The sequence below is a fragment of the Paenibacillus sp. FSL K6-1096 genome (assembly GCF_037977055.1).
GTDB lineage: Bacteria > Bacillota > Bacilli > Paenibacillales > Paenibacillaceae > Paenibacillus_AQ.
In genome coordinates this window covers 1,936,152-1,953,692 of record NZ_CP150274.1, presented here as the reverse complement: position 1 = coordinate 1,953,692, position 17,541 = coordinate 1,936,152, and the positions used below count along the sequence as shown (strand labels likewise).

The window sequence follows — 17,541 nt, the reverse complement described above, 5'->3', positions numbered from 1 at the left end:
TGAATTTATTCTATATATTGGTTCTGTTGTATTTTATACATTTGAATCCTTCCCAACTTCGCCAAAGAGAGGATCTGCTGCATTTCATACAGTAGAATTTATCCAAATAGGTATTTTCAAGCGAAAAGCTAAAAATCAAATGTATCAAATACAACAGATCGCCTTTTTGGGCGAAATAAAGTGAAATCTATTGTAGGAAATGCAATTGGAGTTAGTACGCGCACTATGGTCGTAGTGTTAATTCAAATATTCAAGCATGTCTTACTTAAGTAAAAGGCTATCCCGAATAGTCATGTTATGACCACTGGGACAGCCTCTTAAACTAATTCTACTATTCGATCAATCCAGTCTTGCTCAGCAGTTCATAGAGAGCAGCGGCTGCTGTCTCACGGGTTGCCGGAGCTGTTGGATTGAAGGCAATTCCCGATTCGCTGGCGAAGATGCCGGCTTTGGTCAGGGCTTGCAGGCTGTCCTTGGCGTAAGGGGCTACCTTAGCGCTGTCGGTGTAGGTCGTGAACGAAGGATTAGCAGTAGCCTTCAGTTCGGTTCCAGTCAGCTTCAAGGCTCTGTCGAGAATGACGGCCAGCTCCTGACGGGTTACCTTCTGGGTTGGGGCAAACTTGCCATTGCCGATACCCAGAATCAGGCCGGCCTTGGAAGCGGCAGCTATATCCTTGGCATACCAGTCAGATGCCTTCACATCCGAGAAGGTTACAGCAGCATCTGTCCGCAGACCCAGTGCGCGGGTCAACAGTGCTGTGAACTCAGCGCGGGTCAGATTGCTCTGCGGCGCGAAGGTTGTTGCCGAGGTACCCTGGATAATCAGCTTATCCGCCAAGGTCTGAATAGCGGCAGCAGACTTGGAGTTAGCGATGTCCGTGAAGGCGGCAGCCGGTTTGCTGACTGCGGCATATACGGAGAAGCCTGGACGGCTAACGGTAACCAATGTTGTTTCATCGGCCTGTGGTGTGAAGACTGAAGCAACCGGAGTCACCAGTCCGTCTTTTTCAAACAGTACGCCAGCAGTTTTCGATTCAATCTTGCCAGGTACAGTGAAGGAACGCTTGATGAACACATTGGTTGGAACGTTAACATAAGTGCTGCTTGTTGCTGTATTCCATGTAGCTTCATAGGATACCGGGGTTCCAATCACCTTGGCACCCGGAGTACCTGCAATCAGCTTGCTTGCTGCATCCGGCTCTTGCTTGATCACAAGCTTGAGGCTCTGGCCCGCAGGAGAAGCGGCCAGCAGGGATACCGGCAAGGCTACAGCAGATCCGGCGATATTTACAATAACGGTGCTGCCTGCTTGAGCACCCGCCAGCAATTTGAGCTGCTCAGCCGTCAGGCTCAGTTCAGCCGACTTGTCTGCGATACTGCCCACAGAAATCACAATGGCTGTCTTGGCCGAAGCGGCTTTGTCCAGAGCAGCCTTCAGATCGCTGTCGCTTACTGTTACAGTGGTTACGCCATCCTTCGAGGCGGTCAGAGGTGTTACAGATACCTGTTGAACGCCTTCTTCCACAAGAGATTTAACCGCTGCAGGTACTGCCACTGGAGTCGGCGTTACTACTGTACCGCCACCTCCACCGCCGCCACTTCCGCCGCTTCCACTGTCAGAAGCAGTGATAAAGCGGAATGAGGTATAAGCGCTGTAGTATTCATCTTTGTTATAGTCAATCTTGATCGGTGTCTTCGTATTATCTTTGGCTTTAATGCCGAGAATCTCAAGCTTGTAGACCCCATCGGTCAGGCTGGCTACTGCCGGGTTGCCGCCAGCATCCAGAATTGGATCACCGTTGTGGTCATACGGATGGTAGGTAGATGATATAACCGTGCTATAGTTTCCAGGCTCGAAGAACTTATCCGGTTCACCGGTCGTGGATACCTGGAAGGAACCTTTCTTGACATCATCAAGACCAATCAGGTTCACTTCGTAGTAGTTAATGTCATCAGCTTTCAATTTGTAGTTCAGAACGGCACCTGAATTGGTGTAAACAATTGGCTGGCTCAGCGTTGCCTCTTGAATGCCTGTGCCCCAATCAGGTTGTTCGGTCGTCTTGTCTACACTGATTGCAAACGGCAAGTGCAGAGTTGGCTGTCCGGCTGCTTCCAGGACGACATTACCTTGCAGCATTTGCGGCACGCTGTCACCCGCAACATTAATCTTCAGGTTGAAGGTGGAAGCACCTTTCGCAGCAGCAGTTACCGATGATTTGTCCAGTGTAGCAGTTACATGCCCTGGATCACCATAGTTCCATTCCACGGAAGCTGAATAGGTAAGCGCCGTATCGCTTAAATTCTTCAATTGCAGCGCTTGGCTAGCTTCAGAACCGGGAAGCAGGGTGCCAAAGCTTGTAGACGGATTATAGTTGATCACATTCTGCGGGACAAAGTTCTTGTCCAGAATGGAGATCGGCTCAATGGATTGCAGCAACGCCGGAGTTTTAATTGCATTCTCTACATTAGCGCGTCCAGGACCTTGAAGATAGAAGTCTTCAGGAGCACCCTTGTAGAACACCGGATCTGCCGTGTTCGCCAGAGCGGCACGAATGTCTAATGGAGTATAGGTTGGATGTGCCTGCTTGAGCAACAGTGCCAAGCCCGCCACATGAGGTGTTGCCATACTTGTACCGCTAATACGGTTGTATGCTTTGGAATAATCTGTTCCTGGATGATCTTTGCCATAAGCCGGCCACGTAGACAGCACTCCGTCACCAGGAGCTACGATGTCCGGCTTAATGCTTAATTTACCGTCGAAGTTCGGCCCCAGCGAGGAGAAGCTGGTCACTTCATCGCCTGCGGTCATATCCATCGGATATTCGGAGTCAAAAGTAAAATAAGCAGGTTTGTCGCCGTTAGCAACAATGGCTCTGGCTAAAGCGCGGCCTGGGGAGCCCTTAAGGTCCAGCGTAGGGATATTGTCATACCCATCGCCAAGGTTGGTACCGATAAAGTCAGAACGGTCCGTATAGTCCTCATCCAGAATAGCTACTTTCTTACCCTCTACTGTCTGGAAATTACCGTTAAAGATGGCGATTGCAATGGCTCCATGAGCTTTTGCATTAGCAATCTTGTCTACAAAGGCTAGATCGCCACGGGATACCAGAACAACAGTTTTCTCATCGAAATTTCCTTCCGGGTAATCTTCATTTGCGCCTAAATTAGCGTAGAACACTTTAACCGGCTCTGTTCCAATGATATTGGCAAAGTCTGTTTGACCCAGTTCATAGGCCATAACATGAAACGGATTATAGGTGTCATAAGTCACTGAAGTGACTGAACCCGTAATCTCTGCCTTGAACTCGCCGGAGAACGCTTTGATAGGGCTGTTAACGGCACCTACCGAAATTCCGAGCTGAGAGGCAGCAGGGGAACCCATAGAGAAATAACCTGCTTCCCCGTTGTTCCCATTGGCAATTACAGCAGTTACTCCAGAGAGTACAGCGTTATTAATCGCAATGACATCCGGGGAATTGACATCTTTCTCGGAATCGGAGCCGAGCGACAGGTTAATGACATCCATGCCGTCCTTCACCGAACGTTCAATTCCGTCAATGACTTGAGCGGATGAACCGGAGGAAGTGTTCGGTTTCTCAATATTGCGTCCCAATACTTTGTAGACGTACAGTTCTGCTCCTGGAGCTACGCCCTTCTGCGCAATATCGCCTGTTGCTGCATACTGGCCGATGATGGTGCCGGCTACATGCGTGCCGTGGTAAGTTCCCGCATAACCTACACCATATTCTTCATCTTCTTCAGGAGTCAGCGGAACTTCTTCATAGGGGTCATTGTCCTGGTAGAAGGAGTCATAACCGCCTTTATAGGCAGGAGCAATATCCGGATGTGTGTAGTCAACACCGGTGTCGATTACGCCTACCTTCAGTCCTTTACCGGTGAGGCCTTTGTCTGCCGCCCAGTCGGCATGAATCTGCTGCAGGGGAGCATTATCGTTTCTGTACGTTGCTTCAGTCACTGTCTGATCAGGAAGCGCGTACCAGGTGCTGTTCGGATAGATGGAAGTTACGCCGGGAATCTTGGCCAGATCAGGAATTTTGTCTGCCGGAACCGTGACCTCGAAGCCGTTCAATACGGTGTCGTACTTGTAATTGACGGACAGGTCGATGCCCTTGGCTTCTGCCTGATCGAGTACTTCAGCCTGCTGGCTCTTCACCGCAGCTTCAGTTGCCGTTCTGGCAAGTGCGCTGATTCCTTGTCTGGCGGCATATTTGCCGACCGCCGCAGGCTGGCCGCTGAGCTGAACGATAACCCGGACCTGATTCGAGGATTTGGTATTGATCTGTGGAGAAATGTAAGGCTGATTGGCTTGAACTAAGGTTGGCAGCTGTTTGCCTGCCACGGGTGTCTTCAAGCTGCTGGCCGCGAAGGCTGCGCCCGGAATCATACTTGCAGCTACACCTAAGGATAATGTTAGTAATGATAGCTTACGAGGTAATTTTGACCACTCCAAATGTAATCCCCTCCACAATATGATGTTGGTTCTGGCTCACATCTCTCCTGCTTCCGACAGTAGGCGGATTCTCCTTTTCTATTAATCCGGTTTATTTCCGTCAAGATTACTAGGAAAAATATTAAGAAGATTTTACCACTGGTTATTTGTAAAATCTACACAAAGTTTAAAGAGATTTGAGAATATTTTTGTGCTTCGTGGAACGTTATGTGACATATTTAAATATTTAAATCTATAAAACTGACCTTAAAAGACAAAAAAATACAAGATAACCGATGAAAAAACAATTTTCGTCATATTTTCTGACATATTCTTTGGGCAGAAAACGAAGGGATCGTATAAAATCCTGCTGCGCAATTTCCTCCATTAAAAGGAACTGGTGTATAAGAAATGTATAAATTTCTGCGCTGTAATCCAAAATATCCAAGAAAGCCAGTGCACAATGCAAACTAGGCAGAAAGCGGGGAATCCGATGTCTGAAAAAAGCATTTTGGCCTATTTCAAAACTCCCGAGGAAGCAGAAGGCGTATCCCGTAAGCTGCAGGCGCTGCGTGCAGAGGAAATCTCCATTGACCGGTTCAGCCGGTTCGGCGGGAGCGGGCAGCAGGCGGGTGTGAATCCGGTTACCGGCAATCTGGCGAGCATGGATTCCATGACGGCCGTGAGTGACCATTCCGGCATTTTATCCGCCTCGCATACAAGCGGCAGCGGGATGAGTCACGGCGGGGATGGCGGACCAACCGGCAGAGATATTCTCCTGACGGTGATTGTAGACTCGGCAGTCCATGAGCAGGCGCTGGCGCTTATAGAAGAAGCCGGCGGGATGATCTGAACGTCTGATTAAATACAAGGAAGGCCGGTGGCAGGAATGGACAGAGAGAACTCGAAGATTTTCTCCAAAACGGAAAAAATGAAAATGCTCTATGAAGCGAAGGAGGAGGATGTTGAATTCTCGGCCGCTGAAGCGGATCAGGATGATCTGGAGGCCATGGACCGTTCACGGGAGGCCGACAAACGGCAGCTCGATGAGATCATGAAGAAGGAGTAGCCAGCCTTATCAGGAGTAGGATGAGATTGGCAGGAGAAATGTACGGTAATGCCCCGCGCGAGCGGGGTGTTTTTGTGCATTGGCGTGTATAATGGAAGGATACAAAAATTGAGATTCATAGGGAGCAGTCAACATGGATAATCCAGCAGGCCAAGTAGTTACAGATGCACTGGTTGTCAGAGCTTTGGAAAAGAACCTCGCCTTGATCCGCTTCGATCTGGACCGGCGTGTCGCTTACGTTAATGAGGTTTTTGCCAGCTCAATGAAATACAAGGTGGAGGAGATGTACGGGATGCAGCACAGGCAGCTGTGCTTCCCTGCATTCGTAAACAGTCCGGATTATGAGCTTTTCTGGGAGAACCTTATGGCCGGGCGGAGCTTTCAGGACAAGATTGAACGGATGGACGCCGAGGGGCATTCGGTCTGGCTCGAAGCTACATATATGCCAGTCTTCGATGAGACCAGTACCCATGTCATTGGCGTGTCTAAGGTCGCAACCAATATTACAGCGAGACAGAATAATATGACTCAAGTAGTGAAGCTGCTGCAGGGGATGGCGTACAGCCTCAATCAGCGTTCTGACAAAGGCATTGAGCGGAGCCAGGAGCTGCTGCAGAGTATTGATAGAATAGCAGAGGTATCAAGTGAAAATACTGAAACGCTGCAGAGCCTGCAGAAGCAGGCGGCAGCCATCCGAGGTGTGGTGCAGACGATCCGTGATATTGCCTCCCAGACCCACCTGCTCGCTCTGAATGCCGCAATTGAGGCAGCCCATGCCGGAGAATTCGGACGGGGCTTCGACGTTGTCGCCAAGGAGGTCAGGAAGCTGTCCGGCATGGTACAGGATCAGATTACCGAGGTGCGGGACAGCGTTCTGGCCATTACGGAGGAAGTGGGCAGAATATCAACCGGGCTGAACCTGGTCCAGGAGAATGTGGAGGTCAGCCAGCAGCAGATCCAGGTCGCCCTGGATGAATTCACGCTGATTGCCAGCTCGGCGCAGGAACTGGACAGCCAGGCGCGCGAAGTGATGAATATGATCTAATAGTTTATCCGTAAGCAGCATGAAGCCGTTAATTGCGGCAGGCATGCTGCTTTTTTGAAATTAAGCCTGGTGCTTAGGGTGTAAATGAACCTTTTGCTGCCCGGGATTGTTATAAGTATTAGATTCTACAAGAAAGGAGGGCGATCCAGTGGACAACAGGGAATTGTTCCAGACCTACAGTAAGGAGGTATACCGTACCTGCTATTATATGGTGCATGATACTGCCGATGCCGAGGACCTGTGCCAGGAGGTGTTTATCACTCTTTTCCGCAGCGAATGGCAGAGCATTGAATACCTGAAGGCCTGGATTATGAAAATTACCGTCAACACTTGTCTGAACCATCTGAAGCGCCGGAGCAGCCTGCAGCAGAAGCTGGCAGACCACCTTCATATGTTCAGGGAGAGTCCGCAGCCGCCGGTTGACAAGCTGGTGGAGCAGAAGGAGACGAAGCTGGAGTGGGCGGGATATATGTCCCGTCTGCCAATAAAGCTCAGAGCGGTACTGACCCTGCGGTACATGCATGATTTCAGTCTGGAGGAGATCCGCCGGATGCTGGACATCCCGCTGGGGACCGTCAAATCGAGACAGCACAAAGGGCTGCGCATGATGAAGAAGATTCTGGAAGAAGAGGGTATTGAGCCGATCACGAGGGAGGATGAAGAATATGGACAGAACCGAAGCGCAATTAAAGCGTCGCTTAAATGAGGATCAGGAGCTGATCTATCCGGATTTTGAGCAGATGTGGGGCAGGATTGAGCAGGCCGGATATGCTTCATCCAAGAACAGCAGCCGTGCCGGAGCAGGGAGTGCGGTCCGCCACCGCAATTGGCGCAAGGTCACAGTGATTGCCTCATTCAGCGTAGTCCTGATGGCGGTTCCCGTATATGCTGCTGTGCAATATGATTGGGGCAGCCTGCTTAATGACCGTAGCGGGGTAGAGGCGGCGCTGTCGCAGAACCTGGGCCAGCCGCTGGGCCAGACGATTACCAAGGATGGGGTAACGCTGACACTGCATACGGCGCTCTCTGATGAGAACCGTACAGTGATTCTCTACAGCCTGGATGTCGGGGGAGACAAGGGCAACGTCATTTGGGATGTAAATGGAATGTCCCTTAAGGATGCCAATGGCAACGGCAATGACATGGAATCCAACTACCAGCAGTGGGACGAGACAACCAAGCGGTACAACGGTTATTTCGAGACAGACTGGAGTCCGGACCAGGAGACGGTCAAAGTAAGCCTGACTGCAAAAGGGATTCAGTCTTACTCCCAGCAGGAGGTAGACTTGAAGCTGGATACGGAATCACCGGAGCGGCAGAGCTTCCCGGTCAACCAGGATGGACTGGAGTCGTTCAGCGTTCAGCCTTTCAAGCAGGATAACGAGCGTCTGATGCTATCCACAGGCACTGTTTTTTCCGACCCTGAAGCAAGAAAGCTGGCATCCCCGCAAATTATGGCATACCGGGACGGGCAACTTGTTAAGAAATCTCAGGGAAGCGTAATGGGCAAACCGGGAGACAATGGAGAATATACCTCCCTTGAGTATTACAAGCCTGCTGATGTGCCGAAGGATGAAACCACGTATAAACTCAGTTACACTAAGCTTGAACGCAATATTGATGGTCCATGGACGTTCGATTTCGAGCTGAGCAAGAAGCAAATGGCCGGTGCTACGATGAAGACCGCTCTGAATTTGCCGCTGGAGGCAGGAGACTCGTTGAACACGATTGAGCAGATGGTGGTAACGCCTACACAGATCCGTGTGACTGCCCGGAGCCAAGATAAGTTTCCTCAATTGCCGTATGTTAATTATGCACTTGAGGTGAACGGCCAGAAGCTGGAAGGCGGATTATGGTATACGGGCTCTAAGGACCCTAAGCAGGTCACACTGCGCTTTGAGCGGCCGGCGGATCTTGAGATTACCAAAGACACACAAATAACGCTTGTGGGAAAATATAAAGTAACCTTGCATGAGGATGACAAGGCACCGCTTGAATTAAAGAACATCTCCAGCGAGAAGCAGACGCTAATCCGGCAAACCGGCGGCTATCCGGTACAGTGGACCTACTATCTGCAGGGTACAGATCTCTACGTGGAGACGAAGAGCGATGATCCGAACTTTGGCGGCGTGAATCAGACTTACATTCGTAAGGGGAAAGACCGGCTCATCGGCAGCATTGTAACCACGAATTTCAGAGGAGAAGGAAAAAACCACAGTATCGATAAGTATAAAGATTTCAAAGGCACAGAGGCTTCAATATACATGTTCTATTACACTACGAACGAGCCGGACAAAGAGACACGGGTACAGCTGCAAGGCCAATAGTAACATTATTTTAACGGGAAGAACCTTGTGTTCTTCTCTTTTTTTCGTATACAGTTAGAAGATACGGCTGTTCAATGCTTATGGAAAATAAGTCAGAGGAGAGATATTTTATGGAACTAAAACGCTGCGATTGGGTAAACACAGACCCGCTATACATAGCTTATCATGATGAGGAATGGGGCAAGCCGCTGACGGACGACCTGAAGCTGTTCGAGCTGCTGATGCTGGAGGGGATGCAGGCCGGGCTAAGCTGGTATACAGTACTGAAGAAACGGGAGGGCTTCCGCGAGGCGTTTGACGGCTGTGATCCGGAGAAGATCGTACAGTATGGGGATGACAAGGTCGAAGAGCTGATGCAAAATGAAGGGATTGTCCGCAACCGCCTGAAAATTAAGGGAGTGATTACCAATGCACAGGTGTACCAGCAGATCTGCCGCGAGGAAGAGGGCGGTTTTGCCGGTTATCTGTGGAGCTTCGTCGGCGGGAAGCCGGTGGTGAACCACTGGAAGAGCAGGGCTGAGGTGCCGGCTACAACGCCGCAGTCCGATCAGATGAGCAAGGCGCTGAAGCGCAAAGGGATGAAGTTCGTGGGCTCGACGATCTGCTATGCGTTTATGCAGGCCTCCGGGATGGTGGATGACCATGCACTGGATTGTTTTTGCCGCACCAGCGGGGCTGTACAGGAGAGCTGAACCGCAGTTTGGCGCTGCATGGGGTAGAAATGCTATACTATCCTAGATATGCTTCATATTTGTTGTTAACCTTTAGGAGGATCTATTAATATGTTATGGCACGAATTGACGGTACATACAACCGAGGAAGCGCAGGAGATGATATCCAATCTGCTCTACGAGGCTGGTGCGGGCGGTGTATCCATTGAAGAATCCGGGACGCTGAATAAAATACGGGACACCCGTTATGGTGAATTATACGATGAGCCGCTGAATGATATCCCTGAGGGGGAGGCGGTTATCAAGGGGTATTATGCCGAATCGGAGGACATGGAGGAGATTGCGGCTGAACTGGCACCAAGGCTGGCGGAGCTGAAGGCATTCGGCATCGATCCCGGCAAAGCGGAAATCTCCTGGAAGACGGTCGATGAAGAGGACTGGGCCCATGCCTGGAAGCAATACTTCAAGCCGCTGCGCGTTTCGAACCGCTTGACTATTAAGCCGGTCTGGGAAGAGTACACCCCGGCCTCTGCAGAGGAAAAGATTATCGAGATCGATCCCGGCATGGCCTTCGGAACCGGAACACATCCGACAACGGCGCTGTGCCTGCGCGCACTGGAGAAGCATGTCGCCCCAGGCGATGAGGTCATTGATGTCGGCACAGGCTCCGGTATCCTGGCGGCGGGAGCGGTGTTGCTGGGAGCGAAGTCGGTACTGGCGCTGGATCTGGACCCGGTGGCTGTGGCCAGCGCCCGCCAGAATGTGGTCTTGAACCGGCTGGAGACAGCCGTTACCGTGAAGGAGAGTGACCTGCTCTCCCTGCTGGGCGGCGAGGGCGCGGCCGATACCGCAGCCGGAGAGATGTGGCCTTCGGCCAGACCCGGTCAGCCTGCGGAACCGGATGCTGTTCCATCGGCTGACGGACTTGGCGTTAGCCTGCCGGTGCGGATCGTCGTGGCGAATATCCTGGCCGAGATTATTGTGCTGTTTACGGATGATGTCTACCGTGCGCTTCAGCCGGGGGGGCTCTATATCACCTCCGGGATTTACAAGGATAAGGAAGAGCTTGTCGCTGAGGCGCTCAAATCTTCCGGTTTCGAGATTCTAGAAATAACCCGTGAAGAAGACTGGGTGGCGTTCACAGCCGGAAAGAGGTAGAGATGGGTTCCCTTGATCAATTTTTAGTATATCCGCTGCAGCAGCTTCCGTTTTTCCTGATTACGATTGTTATTGCGTTTACGGTGCATGAATTTGCCCACGCCTATTTCGCCAATAAATTCGGAGACCCTACAGCGCGCCTGCTGGGCCGCATGACCCTGAATCCGGCGGTGCATTTCGATCTCTTCGGCATTATCCTGCTGCTGATTGCCGGCTTCGGCTGGGCGCGTCCGGTTCCGGTGAACCGCGACAACTTCAGCCGTCCCCGTCTGATGGGCGTAATCGTATCTGCGGCCGGCCCGGTCAGCAATCTGCTGCTGGGTATTCTGGGTGCACTGATCTATGCGATCCTGCTGGGCACCGGCACGATGGATTCGATTAAGAATGAGCAGCTTCTCCGCGCGCTGATCTGGTTCTTCGGGATGTTCATTCACTTCAACTTCTTCCTCTTCGTGTTCAACCTGATTCCGCTGCCGCCGCTGGACGGCTACCGGATCGTAGAGGATATCGCACCGCGTCCGATCCGGGGCAGACTGCAGCAGTATGAGCAGTGGACGGTTTTCCTTTTCCTGCTGATCATTTTCATTCCGGGGCTGCGTGCGTATACGATTGAACCGCTTAGTTACTGGGCGACCCAGACCGGCAATGATTTCATCCGGCTCTTCCTGAGAATGTTCGGGGTCTAAAGGGACTAGGGACTGGTCAGTACCGGACAAACGTTGTAGAATATAATGTGGTTATTAACAGGATGAATCAAGTGTGAAGCGGCGGCCGGGACCTGAGTTTGACGGGAACGGCGCCGCTTTTACGCTGAATAACGGACAGGATGAGGAGAAGAGATGCAGCGTTATTTCGTAGCTCCGGCACAGTTCGGGGCAGAGAAGGTTACCATAGAAGGCGAAGACGCCCGCCACATTGCCAGGGTGATGCGCGGCAAGGCCGGCGACAAGCTGATTGTCAGCGACGGGGTGTCCCGCGAGGCGCTGGCTGAGATTGCTGACATTGAGACCGGTCTTGTGACCGTGAGCATACTGGAGCTTCTGCCTATGACTCATGAGGCGCGTGTCCGGGTGACCGTTGCCCAGAGCCTGCCCAAAGGGGACAAGCTGGAGACCGTCATCCAGAAGTGCACCGAGATCGGGGCAGCAGCCTTCATGCCGTTCCTCTCCGAGCGGACCATTGTCCAATACGATGAGCGTAAGGAGGGCAAGCGGGTAGAGCGCTGGCGCAAAATCTGCAAGGAGGCTGCCGAGCAGGCCCACCGGAACATTGTGCCGGAGGTGCATCCGCCGCTGAGCTGGAAGCAGCTGCTCCAGAGCTTCAGCGGGTATGATGCCGTCTATTTCTGCTATGAGAAGGAAGAAGGACTGCAGCTCCGCAGCGCAGCTGCGCCGTGGCTGGCTTCGCTTCCGCAGGACGCCGCCGCCAAGGTGATGATTGTTGTGGGGCCGGAAGGGGGCTTCAGCCCGGAGGAATGCCGCATGGCTGAAGAGGCCGGAGCGGTAACTGTCGGGCTGGGACCGCGTATTCTGCGCTGTGAAACCGCAGGCATGGTGGCCGCCGCCTGCATTCTATATGAATCCGGAGAAATGGGGGGAGCTTGAACAATGCCATCCGTAGCTTTTTATACGTTAGGCTGCAAAGTTAATTTCTATGATACTGAAGCCATCTGGCAGTTATTTAAGAATGAGGGGTATGAACAGGTCGATTTCGAGGGTAACGCCGATGTCTACCTGATTAACACCTGTACAGTCACCAACACGGGCGACAAAAAAAGCCGCCAGATGATCCGCCGGGCAGTGCGCCGTAATCCCGACGCCATCGTAGCGGTTACCGGCTGCTATGCGCAGACCTCTCCCGGCGAGATTCTGGATATTCCCGGGGTCGATCTGGTCATCGGCAATCAGGACCGCGAGCAGATCATGACCCATGTGAAGAACATTCAAGAGTCCCGCCAGCCGGTGAATGCTGTCCGCAACATTATGAAGACACGCGAGTTCGAGGAGATGGATGTGCCCGGCTTCGCCGACCGCACGCGGGCGTTCATGAAGATTCAGGACGGCTGCAACAACTTCTGCACCTTCTGCATCATTCCGTGGTCGCGCGGCCTCTCGCGCAGCCGTGATCCGAAATCAATCGTCGCCCAGGCGCACCAGCTGGTGGAGGCCGGATACAAGGAATTCGTGCTGACCGGCATTCATACCGGCGGGTACGGTGATGATCTGGAGAACTACCGCCTCTCCGACCTGCTCTGGGAGCTGGACAAGGTGGACGGCTTGGAACGTGTACGGATCAGTTCGATTGAAGCGAGTCAGATTGACGAGAAGCTGCTGGAGGTGCTGAACCGCAGCACGAAGATGTGCCGCCATCTGCATATTCCGCTGCAGGCCGGCCATAACGAGGTGCTGAAGGCGATGCGCCGGAAGTATACGACCGAGGAGTATTACGCTAAAATGCAATTGATCCGCCAGGCTATGCCGGATGTGGGGATTACAACAGACGTAATCGTCGGCTTCCCGGGCGAGACGGACGAGATGTTCCGGGCCGGCTATGAGTTCATGAAGGCGGTCAACTATTCCGAGATGCATGTCTTCCCGTATTCCAAGCGGACCGGAACACCGGCGGCGCGGATGCTGAACCAGGTTGATGAAGAGATCAAAAATGCGCGTGTCCAGGAGCTGATCGACCTCTCCGAAGAGATGCAGCTTGCGTATGCTAAGCGGTTCGTGGGCCAGACCTTGACAGTCATTCCCGAGCGTGCCGCCAAGGGCTCACCTGGACGCAGTGTGCAGCACGGCTTCAGCGATAATTATCTGCAGATTCTGTTTAATGGAGAGGATTCGTTGCAGGGCGAGCTCTGCCAGGTCAAGGTGACCGAGGCCGGCGTGAATGAATGCCGCGGGGAGCTGGTCAGTGCAGGCCGGGCGGTAGCGTCCATCTGACCGGATAGCTTGTTACAGGATGTCTTCCAGGCCCTTCTGGGCGGGAGACATCTTTTTTTGAAGCTTGAACGATGATATAGTCACAAAGACCTGAATTTGCCGGATTGCCGGATAGGGGTTAAGAGTTGGGCTGTATTTGTCGATATAGTGGAAGAGTGTGGAAAAATCCACCGATAATCAGACCGTAAGGAGAGAACAGATGACCGTGTACAGGAAAATGACCAAAACGCTCCTCATTATGATATTGCTCGTGGCTGCAGCTTTTCCGGTAAACGTCTTCGCGGCTAATGGGGACACGATCTCGATTGAATTCGACAGTTCAGCCAAAGTTGAGCTTACCGTCGGCCAGTCGCCGAAGCAGCTTAAGGTATATGCCAATGTCGAGGGCTCCGCGTCCAAACGGGATGTGACGGCAGCGGCCACATGGACCTCTTCCAAGAAGGAAGTAGTTACAGTACTGAACGGACAGCTTAGACCGGTGGATTCCGGCACGGCAATAATTACAGCGACCTATAATAATGCAGTAGCCTCTGTAGAGGTATCCGTCACTTATCCTTTCAAAGAATTGAAGCTGAAACGCAGTACCGATGGCAACTATAAGCTGGGCGATAAGGACGAATTGCTCCTGATTACCGCAACCGCCATCGGCGGAACTACGGCTACAGCGGAGAAGGATGTCACGAAGGATGCGGAATGGAGCAGCTCGAACACAGGCGTGCTGACTGTTGCCGAGGGCAAGATTACGCTGGTCGGCGAAGGGAAATCCACCATTACAGCCAAGTACAAAGGATTAACTGAGACCTTCAAGGCCGTTGTAGAGCTGCCTTATTCCGCCATTGTTCTCAAAGATAAGAACGGCACTGCTGTCAAGGAAATGGAGATGCTGGTCGGGGACAGCCCGGTACAGCTGACTGCCAAGACTAAGACGGGGTCAGAAGCTGAAGAGATTACGCTGGGTGACGGCGTGGAATGGAGCAGCTCCAGTGAGAGCGTGGCTACTGTCAAGAACGGTGAAATTACCATCCTTAGCGTGGGCAAGGCAGTGATTACCGCCAGTTACCTGGGTGTGACCCAGTCTGTTGACGTCTACGTGCGCGCTCCTTACGAAGCGCTTCTGCTGACGCCCTCCGGCGACCAGTCGCTGTTCCTGGGCGAGAGCCTGAATGTAACGGCCGAGATGCGCAATGCGGTTAATACGACCTCTAACGAGACGGCGTCCGCTACCTGGACCTCCGACAACGTAATGAACGCTACGGTAACGGCCAATACGGCTGATGCGTACGCAACTGTAACAGGCAAGGCAATAGGAACATCTATCATTAAGGCCAGTCACCTGGGGATCAGCAAAAGCTTCAAAGTCACGGTTCTTCCAACCCTGACAGAGCTGAAGCTGGACAAGACAGAGCTGGAAATGTATACGGGGGATTCGGTAAGCCTGCCGAAGGTCACCGGAATCAAATATGACGGAACCACGGATATCAGCGATGAGATCGAGTGGACCTCTGCGAACGAGGATATTGCCTCCATCAAGGATGGTAAGCTTGCCGGCGGAAAGGCTGGTACAGTTGTACTGACCGGGAAAATCAAGGCAGGCAACGTGAACTCTGCCTCAGCCGCCGCCATCCGCTCCAAGACGGTTCAGCTTAATGTAACGGTTCAGAATAAGGTGCTTGTCCTTCTCGGACCGGATACGAATCTGAATGTGGTGATTGGGGAAGAAGTTAAGCTGCCCGCAATCCAGGCTGTGCTGGAGAATGGCGATGAGCTGGATGTATCTGACAGCATCAAGTGGGAGCTGAGCGGCAGCAACGCCGTAATTAAGCAGACTGCTGCGTCCAAGACGATCAAAGGGCTGGTCAAAGGGACAGCATCGCTAAAAGGCACGTATTCCAACAAGACCATCACTATTCCGGTTACGATGGAGCAGAAGGTTGTGAAGCTGGTGGTCGAGCCGGCTTCGCTGGATATGAATATCAAGGCCTCGAAGACGATCAAGGTGACCGGATATTTCTCGAACGGCAAATCGGCGAATTTCTCAGGTGCGATGAACTGGGAATCGTCCAACCCTGCGGTTGCCTCGGTCAATAAGACCTCTGTCAAAGCACTGGCTGAAGGTACAACTACGCTGAGCGGCTCGTACCAGGGGATTCAGGCAACTGTTAAGATTAATGTCGTACCCAAGCTGATGAAGCTTACCGTCAGCGAGAACCGGCTGAGCCTTGCACCAGGCGGCGGCAAGGGCGTGGTCGTTACCGCGCTCTACGATACCGGACAGACTGCGGTGGTTACAGGCAGCATGGTGTGGACCAGCTCCAAGACCTCTGTAGCCAAAGTCAATGCCTCCGGAGTGATTACTGCGGTAAGCAAGGGCACTGCATCCATCAAAGGCAAGCTGGGCACGAAGACAGTAACGGTATCTGTCAGTGTGAAATAATTCAGGTTTCTGTACTTCAAGCCGGACCGGGCACAGGATGAGGAAATTCTAAGAGAATTAATCGATAACTACCCGGAGGAGGGAGAAGTAATTATGGAACTCATGCCAGCTTGGAAGCGTTGGGGATATGAAGAGGGTATTGCGGAAGGTATAGAGAAAGGCAAAGCGGAAGGTAAGGCGGAAGGCAAAGAAGAAGGCCAGGCGGAGACAATCCGTAAACTGCTGCTCCACGGATTTGCTCCCGAAGAGGTATCCAAAGCGGTTGATTTGCCTCTGGATGAGATTAAGAAGCTGATGTAAAATACAGACCCGGGTGCACATCATGCTGCCCCGGGTCTTTGTTTGTTCCTGGGTGCAGAGAACGGGAGAGAAATGGATTAGTACTATAGCACAGATTGAAGTATAATGAGTGCGGCGATTACGGTTCTTCCGGAGGCTTAGGGCTGCAGCCGCTGCTCCAGCCTGGACCATACGGGCAGGTAGCATAACGGCAATACAGCAAGTGAGCAGAAGACATTGAATATAGTCTGGGCATGGGCCAGTTGAGCGGCAGGTCCTCCGCCAATCCAGGCGGACAGGGATTGCAGGGGCTGGATGAACGGCAGGAAGAGCAGGGCGCCGCCGACATTGAGCGTCACATGCGACCAGGCGACGAAGACGCCTGAGGGGGTGCTGCCGATAGCGGCGATGACGGCAGTGACGCAGGTGCCGATATTCGCGCCGAGCACAATGGCGATGCCAAGCGCCGGCGGCATCACGCCGCTGGCGGCGAGGCCCATCGCCATGCCGATGACCGCCGCGCTGCTGTGCACCATCGCGGTCAGCACAGCGCCGGCGGCGAGTCCCCACAGCGCGCTGGTGGCTGCGTGGGCGAGGAACCAGCGGAACAGTCCGCTGCCTTCGAGGGCGGGGCCAATCGACTGCATGACCGCGATGCCCCACAGCACCAGCGCGAAGCCGGCGAACGCCAGGCAGATGAACTGCAACGGTCCCGCGAGCCGGCGGCAGGCCTCCGGCAGCCGGCCGGGCGGCAGCTCGCCGGCCATGACGGCGGCGGCCCACAGGCAGAGCGCCGCCGTCAGCAGCGGCGGCGCCAGCGTGCTGATCTGCAGGCTGATCAGCTCCGTCGTCAGGCAGGTGCCAATGTTGCTGCCGAGAATGATGCCCAGCGTGCGGGCATAGGTCAGCAGCCCGGCATTCACCATGCCGATGGTCAGCACCGTCACGGCGGTGCTGCTCTGGAGCAGCGCAGACAAGAGGGCGCTGGCGATCAGGCCTTTGGCCGGGGTGGAGGTAGCCTTGTGCAGGCTGCGCTTCAGCAGCGGGCCGGCCAGCCTTGCCAGCGAGGCTTCCATCACCTTCATCCCGGCCAGGAAGATCACAAGACCGTAGAAGACAGGGAACAGCAATTCACGGATCATAAGGACAGGCTCCTTTGTGAACAA

14 protein-coding genes are annotated in these 17,541 nt (G+C 53.1%); 12 read left to right on the top strand and 2 right to left on the bottom strand.

Annotation, left to right across the window (positions count from 1 at the left end):
• Positions 1-331: 331 nt before the first annotated feature.
• Positions 332-4,405, bottom strand: coding sequence for a S8 family serine peptidase (locus MHI24_RS08575; protein ID WP_340025217.1), 4,074 nt, complete (start codon positions 4,403-4,405; stop codon positions 332-334).
• A gap of 538 nt (positions 4,406-4,943) precedes the next feature.
• Between MHI24_RS08575 and MHI24_RS08570 the strand changes: the two genes are divergently transcribed.
• The 12 genes from MHI24_RS08570 to MHI24_RS08515 all read left to right on the top strand — a co-directional run bounded on the left by MHI24_RS08570 (position 4,944) and on the right by MHI24_RS08515 (position 16,396).
• Positions 4,944-5,303, top strand: coding sequence for a hypothetical protein (locus MHI24_RS08570; RefSeq protein WP_340025216.1), 360 nt, complete (start codon positions 4,944-4,946; stop codon positions 5,301-5,303).
• A gap of 36 nt (positions 5,304-5,339) precedes the next feature.
• Positions 5,340-5,519 carry a YfhD family protein gene (locus MHI24_RS08565; RefSeq protein WP_340025215.1) on the top strand — a complete coding sequence of 60 codons (180 nt, stop codon included), beginning with the start codon at positions 5,340-5,342 and terminating at the stop codon, positions 5,517-5,519.
• Positions 5,520-5,652: 133 nt separating this feature from the next.
• Positions 5,653-6,564 (top strand): methyl-accepting chemotaxis protein, encoded by a 912-nt coding sequence (locus MHI24_RS08560; RefSeq protein ID WP_340025214.1) that lies wholly within the window; start codon positions 5,653-5,655, stop codon positions 6,562-6,564.
• A 208-nt stretch (positions 6,565-6,772) separates the two neighbouring features.
• Entirely contained in the window at positions 6,773-7,270 is a 498-nt protein-coding gene (locus tag MHI24_RS08555; RefSeq protein ID WP_340026639.1) for an RNA polymerase sigma factor, read from the top strand.
• A complete protein-coding gene (locus MHI24_RS08550; RefSeq protein WP_340025213.1) occupies positions 7,230-8,891 on the top strand; it encodes a DUF4179 domain-containing protein in 1,662 nt (553 codons plus the stop codon). The genes MHI24_RS08555 and MHI24_RS08550 overlap by 41 nt, the downstream gene beginning before the upstream one ends.
• Before the next feature lie 110 nt (positions 8,892-9,001).
• Complete coding sequence (locus tag MHI24_RS08545) at positions 9,002-9,583, top strand: DNA-3-methyladenine glycosylase I (RefSeq protein ID WP_340025212.1); 582 nt, start codon at positions 9,002-9,004, stop codon at positions 9,581-9,583.
• A 90-nt stretch (positions 9,584-9,673) separates the two neighbouring features.
• On the top strand, positions 9,674-10,720 hold the full coding sequence (gene prmA, locus MHI24_RS08540) for a 50S ribosomal protein L11 methyltransferase (protein WP_340025211.1): 1,047 nt from the start codon (positions 9,674-9,676) through the stop codon (positions 10,718-10,720).
• A gap of 2 nt (positions 10,721-10,722) precedes the next feature.
• Complete coding sequence (locus MHI24_RS08535) at positions 10,723-11,406, top strand: site-2 protease family protein (RefSeq protein WP_340025210.1); 684 nt, start codon at positions 10,723-10,725, stop codon at positions 11,404-11,406.
• A gap of 153 nt (positions 11,407-11,559) precedes the next feature.
• Entirely contained in the window at positions 11,560-12,324 is a 765-nt protein-coding gene (locus MHI24_RS08530; RefSeq protein ID WP_340025209.1) for a 16S rRNA (uracil(1498)-N(3))-methyltransferase, read from the top strand.
• 3 nt (positions 12,325-12,327) lie between these two features.
• Entirely contained in the window at positions 12,328-13,662 is a 1,335-nt protein-coding gene (gene mtaB, locus MHI24_RS08525) for a tRNA (N(6)-L-threonylcarbamoyladenosine(37)-C(2))-methylthiotransferase MtaB (RefSeq protein ID WP_340025208.1), read from the top strand.
• Between the two features lie 199 nt (positions 13,663-13,861).
• Positions 13,862-16,096 (top strand): hypothetical protein, encoded by a 2,235-nt coding sequence (locus MHI24_RS08520; RefSeq protein ID WP_340025207.1) that lies wholly within the window; start codon positions 13,862-13,864, stop codon positions 16,094-16,096.
• A 93-nt stretch (positions 16,097-16,189) separates the two neighbouring features.
• The gene (locus tag MHI24_RS08515; RefSeq protein ID WP_340025206.1) at positions 16,190-16,396 is read left to right on the top strand and encodes a histidine kinase; all 207 of its coding nucleotides are present in this window, start codon (positions 16,190-16,192) and stop codon (positions 16,394-16,396) included.
• Between the two features lie 137 nt (positions 16,397-16,533).
• Here the strand turns inward: MHI24_RS08515 and MHI24_RS08510 are convergent, their stop codons facing one another.
• Positions 16,534-17,517, bottom strand: coding sequence for a Na/Pi symporter (locus MHI24_RS08510; protein WP_340026638.1), 984 nt, complete (start codon positions 17,515-17,517; stop codon positions 16,534-16,536).
• Positions 17,518-17,541 lie beyond the last annotated feature (24 nt).

Bases quoted from the DNA above. Each gene is read 5' to 3' on its own strand.
- MHI24_RS08510 (WP_340026638.1), bottom strand. From the start codon at position 17,517: ATGATCCGTGAATTGCTGTTCCCTGTCTTCTACGGTCTTGTGATCTTC.
- prmA (WP_340025211.1), top strand. From the start codon at position 9,674: ATGTTATGGCACGAATTGACGGTACATACAACCGAGGAAGCGCAGGAG.
- MHI24_RS08535 (WP_340025210.1), top strand. From the start codon at position 10,723: ATGGGTTCCCTTGATCAATTTTTAGTATATCCGCTGCAGCAGCTTCCG.
- MHI24_RS08565 (WP_340025215.1), top strand. From the start codon at position 5,340: ATGGACAGAGAGAACTCGAAGATTTTCTCCAAAACGGAAAAAATGAAA.
- MHI24_RS08575 (WP_340025217.1), bottom strand. From the start codon at position 4,405: ATGATTCCGGGCGCAGCCTTCGCGGCCAGCAGCTTGAAGACACCCGTG.
- mtaB (WP_340025208.1), top strand. From the start codon at position 12,328: ATGCCATCCGTAGCTTTTTATACGTTAGGCTGCAAAGTTAATTTCTAT.
- MHI24_RS08560 (WP_340025214.1), top strand. From the start codon at position 5,653: ATGGATAATCCAGCAGGCCAAGTAGTTACAGATGCACTGGTTGTCAGA.
- MHI24_RS08570 (WP_340025216.1), top strand. From the start codon at position 4,944: ATGTCTGAAAAAAGCATTTTGGCCTATTTCAAAACTCCCGAGGAAGCA.
- MHI24_RS08520 (WP_340025207.1), top strand. From the start codon at position 13,862: ATGACCGTGTACAGGAAAATGACCAAAACGCTCCTCATTATGATATTG.
- MHI24_RS08545 (WP_340025212.1), top strand. From the start codon at position 9,002: ATGGAACTAAAACGCTGCGATTGGGTAAACACAGACCCGCTATACATA.
- MHI24_RS08515 (WP_340025206.1), top strand. From the start codon at position 16,190: ATGGAACTCATGCCAGCTTGGAAGCGTTGGGGATATGAAGAGGGTATT.
- MHI24_RS08555 (WP_340026639.1), top strand. From the start codon at position 6,773: ATGGTGCATGATACTGCCGATGCCGAGGACCTGTGCCAGGAGGTGTTT.
- MHI24_RS08530 (WP_340025209.1), top strand. From the start codon at position 11,560: ATGCAGCGTTATTTCGTAGCTCCGGCACAGTTCGGGGCAGAGAAGGTT.
- MHI24_RS08550 (WP_340025213.1), top strand. From the start codon at position 7,230: ATGGACAGAACCGAAGCGCAATTAAAGCGTCGCTTAAATGAGGATCAG.